Origin of the sequence: uncultured Clostridium sp. (genome assembly GCF_934754915.1) — a bacterium.
Taxonomy (GTDB): domain Bacteria; phylum Bacillota; class Clostridia; order Clostridiales; family Clostridiaceae; genus Clostridium.
The window spans coordinates 1-10,638 of sequence record NZ_CAKVKB010000117.1; the positions used below are offsets into that span (position 1 = coordinate 1).

The following is a 10,638-nucleotide window of genomic DNA, read 5'->3' on the forward strand; positions in this document are numbered from 1 at the left end:
ATATAAGGTTCTGAATTTATAAATACGAAAGATATAAGATGAGGTTAGAACATAATGCTCTAAATAATAATTAAAAATTAGAAAAATGTTATAAAGATTTCAGCATTTATTGTAAATTTTCAATTATATATTGTTAATTCAAACATATATAGATAAAAAATAATATTTTTTATTAATGAATTATACGGCAATTTCTCGAAATATTTACAACAAACTAATGGTATGGTAAAATATAATCAATGTTCTAAAATTTACAAAGAGGTGGTTTTAAGTGGGGTTAACAAGAAAGTAGACAAAGTAATTATATTTATTATGAAGATTAGAGGTGTAGTCGAAGGATTATATCTGCAAAAGCTTAAAATGAATGTGGACATTAATAATAAAATTTATAATAAATATATTTGGGGGGCACTATAGATGTTAAATTATAAGAAATATAAGAGATTTGAAACAATAAAATTAAAGGATAGAACTTGGCCAGATAAAGAGATAACTAAGGCGCCAATATGGTGCAGTGTTGATTTGAGAGATGGTAATCAAGCACTTATAAATCCTATGACTGTTGACGAAAAAATAGAATTTTTCAATTTATTGGTTAAACTTGGATTTAAAGAAATTGAAATAGGATTTCCTTCAGCATCACAGATAGAATATGATTTTTTAAGAAAGCTTGTGGATGAAAACCGTATTCCAGATGATGTGGTTGTTCAAGTTTTAACTCAGGCAAGACCACACTTAATTAAGAAAACTTTTGAATGTTTAAAGGATGTAAAAAAGGCGATAGTTCATATTTATAATTCAACTTCAGTACTTCAAAGAGATGTTGTATTTAATATGAGCAAAGAGGAAATAAAGGAAATTGCAGTAGAGGGAACTAAACTTGTAAAAGAATATGCAGAAAATTTTGAAGGTGAAATTCTTCTTGAATACTCTCCAGAGAGTTTTACTGGAACAGAAGTTGATTATGCACTTGAGGTATGTGAAGCTGTACTTGATACATGGGGTGCATCAAAGGATAAGAAAGTTATTATAAACCTTCCAGCAACAGTAGAAATGGATACTCCAAATGTTTTTGCAGATCAAATTGAATGGATGTGCAGACATTTTAAAGATAGAGAAAGAGTAATTTTAAGTGTTCATCCTCATAATGATAGAGGTACAGGAGTTGCAGATAGTGAACTTGCACTTCTTGCAGGAGCTGATAGAGTTGAAGGTACATTATTTGGTAATGGAGAAAGAACTGGTAATGTAGATGTATTAAATATTGCGTATAATATGTTTTCTCATGGAGTAAATCCAGAACTTAATCTTGAAAACATAAATGAAATAATTGATGTTTATGAAAGATGTGTAAAAATTCCAGTACATGTAAGGCATCCTTATGCTGGAAATCTTGTATTTACTGCGTTCTCTGGATCGCATCAAGATGCTATAAATAAAGGAATGAAAAAATATAATGAACGCCATGGAAATATATGGCAAGTGCCATATCTTCCAGTAGATCCAAGTGATTTAGGAAGAGAGTATGAAGCTTTAGTAAGAATAAACTCTCAATCAGGAAAAGGTGGAGTTGCGTTTATTATGGATCATTGTTATGGTTATAAACTTCCAAAAACCATGCAGAAGGAATTTGCTGATGTAATTCAGAAAATGTCTGAAGTTAAGGGTGAAATTTCACCTGCAGAAGTTATGGATGCATTTACTAAGGAATACCTTGACCTTGAAGAGCCATTTAAATTAGTAAAATGTACATTCACTGATATTTCAGAAATGGATGGAAGTGAAGATTCAAAAGCTAATGTTGTAATAATTCATAATGGACAAGAAAACAATATTGAAGCAGTAGGTAACGGTCCTATTGATGCCTTTAAAAAATCTTTAGTTCAAAGCAATTTAGTGAATATAAAGATAATTGACTATACAGAACATGCTATGAGTACAGGTTCAGAAGCAAAAGCAGCATCATATGTTTACATGGAGAGACTTGACAATGGTGCTAGGACTTTTGGTGTAGGTACTGACAGTAATATTACAAGAGCATCAATTAAGTCTATGATGAGTGCTATAAATCGTTTATATAAATAATAATGATTAAAAAATCTCTGAAATTTGATTTTCAGAGATTTTTACTAAATGAGGGGGCAAAGCAATGAGCAGATATTGGAATGATCATGTAAAAACATTGGAACCTTATGTTCCAGGAGAACAGCCAAAGGACAAAAAATATATAAAGTTAAATACAAATGAAAATCCATATGGACCATCACCAAGAGTTATAGAAGCAATAAAAAATGCAGCATGTGATGAATTGAAATTATATCCAGATCCAACATGTAGTGATCTTACAGAAGAGATAGCAAAATATTATGGATTACATGAAAATGAAGTATTTATAGGAAATGGATCAGATGAAATACTTGCATTTTTGTTTATGACATTTTTCCAGAAGGGCAGAAAAGTTTTATTTCCAGATGTAAGTTATACTTTCTATAAAGTTTATGCAGAAATGTTTAATCTTGATTATGAGATGATAAAGCTTGATAATAATTTTAATATACCTCTTGAAGAATTTACAAAACCTAATGGAGGAATAATATTTCCTAATCCTAATGCACCCACTGGAAAATACATAGAATGTGAAGAAATATTAAAAATAGTTGAAGCAAATACTGATTCAGTTGTAATTATAGATGAAGCATATATTGATTTTGGTGGGAAATCCATGATTGATTATATACATAAATATAATAATCTTTTAGTAGTGCAGACATTTTCAAAGTCAAGATCACTTGCAGGATTAAGAGTTGGATTTGCAATGGGAAATTCTGAACTTATTGATGGATTGAATAGAGTTAAGAACAGTTTTAATTCATATACAATAGACAGGCTTGCTCTTGCTGGAGCAAAAGAAGCTGTTAAAGATGAAGAATATTTTAATGAAACAAGAAATAGAATAATCAATACACGAAAAAATACTGTTGAAAATCTTAAAAAAATGGATTTTGAAGTATTGGATTCGCAGGCTAATTTTATTTTTGCAAAACATAATAAACTGAAGGGACAATTTATATACGAAGAACTAAAAAATAAAGGGGTTCTTGTCAGACATTTTAATAAGGAAAGAATTGAAGATTATCTTAGAATAACAATCGGAACAGATGATGAAATGGAAGTACTTGTTAAAAAGTTAAAAGAAATAATAGAAAATTAATATAAATTCTTTAATTCTGTAGTTAAATTAGAAATTAGCTGCAGAATTAATTTTTTGTAACAAATTATAAAAATTTGAGATTGGAGTAAATAAGTGTTATAATTATAAATGTTGAAAAAAGGGAGGAATTTGATGGTATATAATAGGATAAAATTTATAGCAACGTCGCTGATGGTATTAAGTTTAGTTTGTGTTTCGACAAAAGCAGCATATGCAGAAACTACCAAAGTAGTTTATGCTGAAAATGTTCAAAATGAATCAGAAACTAATTTGAAAAATGATTCTAATGATTATAAAATAAGCAGGAATTGGCTTACAGAAGAGGTGGCAGCCCAATTAAATAAGGAGTGGGACAACCTTACTGTAGAAGATTTTTCATATATAGTTAAAATAGATTGTCCATATAAAAGATTAAGTGATGAAGAAATTCCTAAAGAAATAGAACTTTTAACAAATGTTGAATATATTAATTTTAATTATTGCAAATTGGAAGGAGATATTCCAAGTTCTATTGCAAAACTTTCTAAATTAAAACATCTTGATTTAGGTGACAATAGATTTTCTAGTATTTCTGAAGAAGTAGAGAAAAAAATAGAAAATGGTGATTATGATTATTGTGATGTAGAAGGAAATCAATTTAAACTAAATAAGGGCTGGAGATATCTTAAAGGAAAATGGTCATATTTTGATAGATATGGTGAAAGACTTACAGGAGAACAGACTATAGATAATGTAAAATATGATTTTGGAGAAGAGGGAATCATTAAAGAAGGCTGGGAAGAAAAAGATGGAGTAAAGCATTATTATGACCGTGTTTCTGGAATGGTAAAAAATGCGTGGAAACAGATAAATAATAAATGGTATTATTTTAATGAAGATGGAGTAATGCTTACAGGACTTCAAAATATTTTAGGTACTAAATTTTATCTTTCTGAAACTGGAGAAATGCTTACTGGAATTCAGAATATAGATGGAAAATATTATTCTTTCTGTGATAGAGGTGGAATGCAATATGGACTGATAAGCATAAATGGAAAGATTTATTATTTTGATGAATCTACAGGAGAGATGTCTGTAAATACAGAAAAGAATATAAATGGAAAAAGATATGTTTTTGGTGCAGATGGTTCAGGGGTTTCTCAAGAAAATACATGGATAGATGAGTATACTTATGTACAGCCAAATGGACAGACTGTTAATACATACTCTGGTTATTCCCATTCTAATACAAATTATCAGTTATTTAAATATATGACATATCCTCAGAATCAGGTTAGTGTAGATCAGACAGCAGTAGCGTTACATGGAGGAATAACAAGTAATAACTGTGTCTATTTTGCATCAGAAGCAATGAGAAGAGTTGGGTTAAGTCTTCCAACAAGTACATGTAATACTTATGATCTTGAAAATAAACTTGTTGCAATGGGATTTGTTCCTTGTTATGATTTATCTCAATTGAAACCAGGAGATATAGTGTTTACAAATGGATATACTCATGTATATATATTTATGTGTTGGGATACAAATGGATATGCTTATATAGTGGACAACCAATCATATAATTTTGATAATAAAATTCTTCATAGAAGACAGGTTTATCAAGATACAGCTACAACTGATAGGGCAACACATTTTTATTATTATCCATATTAGTTTACAGAAATTGAAATTTATAAGGACTGATAATTTATACTTTTATCAGTTCTTATTTTTTTGTATATATATGATGGAAAATTAAGAGTATATTTAAAATATACTACTATATGTTAATGTATAAAAAATACAAATTTGAAATATAAAAAGATAATTTTTTAGAGAAAAGTATGTATTTGTGCTTTTGGATTTTACATAAATTATAGGAAGTATATAATCTATATACTGAAAGATATAAATAATAATAAAATAATATAAGGAAAAGAGGAATATTTATATGGAAATCAATGTAGATAAAAAATATTTGCTAGAAATACTGGAGAAAATTTTAAGAGAAAACAGTCCTACAGGTTTTTGTTTTGAAATAATGGATAGAATAAAAGATATATGTGAAAAAAATGGATATATATTTGAAAAAACTAATAAAGGCTGTGGTGTAATTACCATAAAGGGGAAGAGTAATGATAAAGTTATAGGACTTTCAGCTCATGTTGATACTTTAGGATGTATGGTGAGATCTATAACAGAAAAAGGTACTTTAAAGTTTACACTTTTAGGAGGTCCTATAGTACCAACTCTCGATGGAGAATATTGCAAAATAAGAACACGCGAAGGTACAATTTATAGTGGAACTTTTCTAAGTACAAGTCCAGCTGCACATGTATTTGAAGATGCTAAGAGTAAGAAAAGAGATCCAGAAAATATGGAGATAAGAATTGATGAAAAAGTATCATGCAGAAAAGATGTACTTGATCTTGGAATATACAGTGGAGATTTTATTTTTATAGATCCAAAAACTGAAATAACAGAAAAAGGATTTGTAAAATCAAGATTTATAGATGATAAGGGAAGTGTTGCATGTCTGTTAACAATTCTTGAAATGTTTAAAAGAGAAAATATTATGCCGGATTATACAACTAAAATACTTATTTCAACATATGAAGAAGTTGGTCATGGCGCATCTTATATACCACAGGATATAACTGAAATGATAAGTGTGGATATGGGATGTATAGGCGATGATTTAAACTGTAGTGAATATGATGTATCAATATGTGCAAAGGATTCAGGAGGACCATATGATTTTAATATGGTAACTGACCTTGTAAATTTAGCAAAAGCTAATAAATTAAACTATGCTGTAGATATTTATCCATTTTATGGTTCAGATGTTGGAGCCGCATTAAAAGGTGGAAATAATATTCGTGGAGCTCTTATAGGACCGGGGGTTTCAGCTTCTCATGGAATGGAAAGAACACATTATGATGCTCTTGAAAACACAGTAAAATTGATTTATTATTATTTAACTAAAGAAACTTTAATATAATAAAAAATAATTCGTCAAAAATCTTGGCAAAATAAATTTTAGAAATTTTTAAGCTATATATGTTAATATTTTTTATAAGCAACTTAACTATGGAATTTTTAATATCTATATATCTGATAAATATTTATTGATTTTATAGTTATGCTGTTACTTTAATTAAGGAGTGAAAATACTTGGAAGTAAAAAAATTTACCAAGGCAGCAATGCTCAGTGCAGCATTTGTAGCAGTAAGTGTATTTTGTATAGGAATAGGTCTTGGATATTTTGGGTATATAGATTTTATTGTTCCTGCATTTACTGGAATAATATTATTGAAATGTGATTTAACATATACAATATTATCATGCGTGGTTTCTCTTATAATAATAATATTTATAATAGGAAACATCCCAAGTGGAATAATGATGTTTCAGAGTATGATTTTAGGAATTATATTAGCCTTATTTATGAAAATGAGAGGGAATATTTTTGATGACTTGTTTTTTTCAAGTATTGTGTCATGCATAATAATGATTTTTGTAGATATAAATTTCAGTACACTTACAGGATATAGTTTCTTAAAGGAGTCTATAAATTACATTAATATACTTCCAACAACATATGATCAGTATAAAGACACTATATTATATATGAGCATATCATGCCTGCCATTAGGTACAGTAATATGTGGCTACATATTGATGGCTGTGGCAGTCAAAAAACTAAAAATAGAGCAGAATAATGTTATTAAAAAATCTATTGTTTTATGTGAATTTAAAAGGTATGGACAATTTTTATCATGTACAAAAAAATCCATATGTATTGGAATGCTGTTGATTTTAATTACTATATTTATGAATACATATATATTAACAGATAAGCAGTCATACATATCTATATTGATTAACTCTATAGAATATATAGCAATATTTTTTGTATTTCAGGATTCTTTGGGAATAATAAACAAATCAATATATGCATTGACAAAATCAAGAGGCAAATTGTTTTTGTATCAGGCTGTTTTATTGTATTGCTTAGTGAAATTTTTTTATATTACATTCTTAGTTATGATAATTTTGAATTTTTATTTTGATTGTAAATACAATCTTAAAATAAATTTCAAGAAAACATTAAATGATTTAATATAAATGCATAAAAAGAAAATCCAGCTTAATGTCTTTTGCTGGATTTTTATATTAAATATTTGAAACTTTCAATTAGAAGTCAGAATATAATTTGTTTTAAATAAATGTGCCAAAGAGTCAGCTGTAAGTTTTTTTAATATTAAATTATTATTAAAATCAAGGAAAAATGTCTTTAAATTAAAAAAGTCATTATTAAAATTTGTTTTCTTAAACAGATATTGAAGGTAGATTATATTAATTCCTGGGATTTTATTTTTTCTTAAAATGTTAAGATTTCTTGTTTCATATGCAAATAAAGGCAGTACATTTCTGCATTTAAGAATTTTAACACAAGAATTTTCAGTTATGTTTTTTGGGTTCATAAAAGGAATGAAAAGACAGGAATTATATTTTTTAAAGATTTTATAAAGGAAAGAAAAGGAGTAATCTTCGTAATTAGATATTATAAAAGTGAAAATACCTGTTCTTTTTGAAACATATATTATCTTATCAAGTTCATCATAAGTGAAGTCTTTGGAGTCAGAATTTAGTGTTTTTTTATCAAGTAAAAGAGAATGAAGTATATAATCAGTTTTTGAGTTGTGATGGTTATTTTCATTTTTGGTAATATTATTACCTAATATGTTGATGAAAAAATTTTTTAATATACTGCTATCTATATTCATTAAAAAATCATCAACATATGATTTTAATTCGGGGATTTCATTGTATGAAAGTTCAAAATTATCAATCATTTCAATTATAGTTTTATCAGAAGCAAGAAGTTTTGAAATCTTTAGTACTTTAGGAAGATTGGTCTGAGGATTTTTTTCAAGTAGTGATGCTATAGATTTTAGCAGGGCATTTTTTGTCCTGTCAGTTATAGAATTAACAAAATTCATTTGAAATCACCTTTACATTATTCATATTAAATAATATATTATATTTTTTTAATATACGCATACTAAAAGCAGAGTTTATGAAAAGAGATGAAAAAGATTTCGTAAACTCTGCTTTTTATGTTTTACCAGCTTATTGTGAATTTATCTTTTGAATTCTTCATAGGAAGTTTGAATTGAAAGAATTTAAGATACTTTCCATTTTTGGTTATTCTATCAGCAATTATATGAAGAACATATCCAAGTGTGAAACCCAATGAAAGATATTCATTGCCCATTAAATATATGCTATAACAGAAGGCTGTTGTTCCAAGCCATTTATGAGTAAACATTCTATGAGGAGAGAGTTTTCCTAGTATAGTAAGTACTGAAAAAAGAATAACTCCTTTATAATTAAGTTTTAAAATTTTATTTATGGAATAGATATATGTAGTATTAAACTGAATTCCCAATATGTAAAACAAGGAAACAATTATTATCAAAAACATTAGTACCTTATTGAATATCTGAGAAGCAGTTGATTTATGACTATCAATGTCAGGCATATATGATCCAGTGATTGCGCCTAGAATAAGAATTATCATGTCAATATTAATAGGTACATTTCCAAGTCCTATTAATCCTATAACAAGTCCTATTGAAGCAGATGTACCAATAGTCATATGTTCTTTTCCGCTCATAGTTTTCCCCCTTCAAATGTATGTTTGTATTAATAATATTATATATCGAATAAGTGTTCTGATGAAGAGATTTTATAAAAAAATATAAAAATATTTCAATTTATTATGTTTTTGCATATCTGATAAAGGAGAAGAGTATAAATTATTACAAGGAATAGTATTTTATAGGAGCAGTTATATGAAAATTATTGTAGATATATTTTCGGGTTTTCTGGGTTCTGGAAAGACAATGCTTATTAAAAAGTTTCTGACTGAAAATGTATATGGAAAGAATACTGTAATAATTGAAAATGAATTTGGTGAGATTTCAATAGATGGTGAAATATTAAGAGAAAATGATATTGAAATAAAAGAAATCAATTCGGGATGTATATGCTGTCAGGTTTCAGGAAAATTTGATGATGCAGTTTTGGAAGTGATAAACAAGTATAAGCCTCAGAACATAATAATTGAACCATCTGGAGTTGCAAAGCTCAGTGAAATAATAAATATACTGACTAATATAAAATTCAGTCATATGCTTGAGATAAGAAATGTTTTTACCCTTGTAGATGTTAGAAATTATGATAATTATTCAAAGAATTTTAAAGAATTCTATGAAAATCAGATAAGAAATGGACATACAATTGTTTTAAGCAGAACACAATCAGAAGACTATATTCATATTGAGAAAGTTGCAGAATCCATAAAAAAATATAATGAAAAAGCAAAAATAATATGTGAACCATGGGATAAACTCAAGGCAGAGGATTTTTTAAGGGACAACAAAATCAATGTGAGCTCTAGCAGCAATAAGTATGATATAAAATCTATAAATAGAAGTAGAACAGCTTCAATTAAAAAAAATCAATTATTAAATACTCATAAAGCAGATGAAATTTTTGAAAGTTATCCAATACCTATGGATAAATGTATAAGTACAGAGGAGTTGAAAAGTAAATTTAAATTTATTTCTGAAAATAATTGTTATGGAAATGTAATAAGAGCAAAAGGCATAATAGAGACTAAATGTGGAAAATATTATCAATTTGATTATGTTCCATCTGAATTTAAAATAAGAGAAATACGATGGTCTAACAAAAAAGTCATTTCAATTATTGGAATGGGACTGGATAAAAAAAGTTTAAATAATTTCTTTAGATAAATGCATATATTTCAATTTTTTTATTAACTAGAACATGTATAAGATAATAAGGTGGTGAAAATATTGAAAATAGACATAGAAGTTGTAACAGGTTTTTTGGGATATGGAAAGACTTCTTTTATAAATTCTCTTTTAAAGGAAAGTCAGGTTGTTGGAGAAAAAGTACTTATAATACAGATGGAAGAGGGAAACAGAAGTATATTTCAAATAAAAGATATAAACTATCCAATAAAAATATTAAAGATAGATAATTTAAAAGATTTGAAAAATTGCTTAAAAGGAGAAAGTAAAAAATTCAAACCTAATAGAATAATAATTGAATTTAATGGAACAGAAGACATTAAAAGCTTTAAAGACAAACTAGAAGATAAGGAAATTAAAAAAATAATGAGATTATCTACAATTTACTTTGTGGCTGATGGAACGAAACTTCTCAATAATATAAATAATTTGGGATACTATATTGTACCATTTATAAGAAGTACAGACATGATAATAATTAATAATACTGAAAAAATTGAGAAAGAAAATCTTAAAAAAGAAATCAATGCTTTGAGGCAAATTAATCAAAAAGCTTTTATTTTAAAAGTGGATAATAAGTTTAATCTGTCTTCTAAATTA

Annotated in this window: 9 protein-coding genes; 7 read left to right on the forward strand and 2 right to left on the reverse strand. The window is 27.3% G+C overall.

The genetic code is table 11. From position 1 onward, the window contains the following. Positions 1 to 417 precede the first annotated feature (417 nt). The 5 genes from leuA to Q0F58_RS14505 all read left to right on the forward strand — a co-directional run bounded on the left by leuA (position 418) and on the right by Q0F58_RS14505 (position 7,318). Positions 418 to 2,085 (forward strand): 2-isopropylmalate synthase, encoded by a 1,668-nt coding sequence (gene leuA, locus Q0F58_RS14485; RefSeq protein WP_294377996.1) that lies wholly within the window; start codon positions 418 to 420, stop codon positions 2,083 to 2,085. 64 nt (positions 2,086 to 2,149) lie between these two features. Beyond that, positions 2,150 to 3,211 carry a histidinol-phosphate transaminase gene (gene hisC, locus Q0F58_RS14490; RefSeq protein WP_294377999.1) on the forward strand — a complete coding sequence of 354 codons (1,062 nt, stop codon included), beginning with the start codon at positions 2,150 to 2,152 and terminating at the stop codon, positions 3,209 to 3,211. Positions 3,212 to 3,343: 132 nt separating this feature from the next. Beyond that, positions 3,344 to 4,864, forward strand: a complete 1,521-nt coding sequence (locus tag Q0F58_RS14495; RefSeq protein WP_294378001.1) for an N-acetylmuramoyl-L-alanine amidase family protein — start codon at positions 3,344 to 3,346, stop codon at positions 4,862 to 4,864. A gap of 277 nt (positions 4,865 to 5,141) precedes the next feature. After that, positions 5,142 to 6,191 (forward strand): M42 family metallopeptidase, encoded by a 1,050-nt coding sequence (locus tag Q0F58_RS14500; protein ID WP_294378002.1) that lies wholly within the window; start codon positions 5,142 to 5,144, stop codon positions 6,189 to 6,191. Between the two features lie 173 nt (positions 6,192 to 6,364). Further along, positions 6,365 to 7,318 (forward strand): DUF2232 domain-containing protein, encoded by a 954-nt coding sequence (locus Q0F58_RS14505; RefSeq protein ID WP_294378004.1) that lies wholly within the window; start codon positions 6,365 to 6,367, stop codon positions 7,316 to 7,318. Between the two features lie 65 nt (positions 7,319 to 7,383). Here Q0F58_RS14505 and Q0F58_RS14510 read toward each other — a convergent pair whose 3' ends face one another. Next, positions 7,384 to 8,196 carry a Fe-S oxidoreductase gene (locus Q0F58_RS14510; protein ID WP_294378006.1) on the reverse strand — a complete coding sequence of 271 codons (813 nt, stop codon included), beginning with the start codon at positions 8,194 to 8,196 and terminating at the stop codon, positions 7,384 to 7,386. Positions 8,197 to 8,318: 122 nt separating this feature from the next. After that, positions 8,319 to 8,873, reverse strand: a complete 555-nt coding sequence (locus tag Q0F58_RS14515) for a metal-dependent hydrolase (protein WP_294378007.1) — start codon at positions 8,871 to 8,873, stop codon at positions 8,319 to 8,321. A gap of 178 nt (positions 8,874 to 9,051) precedes the next feature. Between Q0F58_RS14515 and Q0F58_RS14520 the strand changes: the two genes are divergently transcribed. Beyond that, positions 9,052 to 10,017: a GTP-binding protein gene (locus Q0F58_RS14520; protein ID WP_294378009.1), complete on the forward strand. Its 966-nt coding sequence runs from the start codon at positions 9,052 to 9,054 to the stop codon at positions 10,015 to 10,017. A 54-nt stretch (positions 10,018 to 10,071) separates the two neighbouring features. After that, a partial coding sequence (locus tag Q0F58_RS14525) for a GTP-binding protein (protein ID WP_294378011.1) occupies positions 10,072 to 10,638 on the forward strand: 567 nt, incomplete at its 3' end.

Excerpts from the sequence above, each read along its gene's own strand:
- leuA (WP_294377996.1), top strand. The coding sequence starts at position 418 with ATGTTAAATTATAAGAAATATAAGAGATTTGAAACAATAAAATTAAAG.
- hisC (WP_294377999.1), top strand. The coding sequence starts at position 2,150 with ATGAGCAGATATTGGAATGATCATGTAAAAACATTGGAACCTTATGTT.
- Q0F58_RS14495 (WP_294378001.1), top strand. The coding sequence starts at position 3,344 with ATGGTATATAATAGGATAAAATTTATAGCAACGTCGCTGATGGTATTA.
- Q0F58_RS14500 (WP_294378002.1), top strand. The coding sequence starts at position 5,142 with ATGGAAATCAATGTAGATAAAAAATATTTGCTAGAAATACTGGAGAAA.
- Q0F58_RS14510 (WP_294378006.1), bottom strand. The coding sequence starts at position 8,196 with ATGAATTTTGTTAATTCTATAACTGACAGGACAAAAAATGCCCTGCTA.
- Q0F58_RS14515 (WP_294378007.1), bottom strand. The coding sequence starts at position 8,873 with ATGAGCGGAAAAGAACATATGACTATTGGTACATCTGCTTCAATAGGA.
- Q0F58_RS14520 (WP_294378009.1), top strand. The coding sequence starts at position 9,052 with ATGAAAATTATTGTAGATATATTTTCGGGTTTTCTGGGTTCTGGAAAG.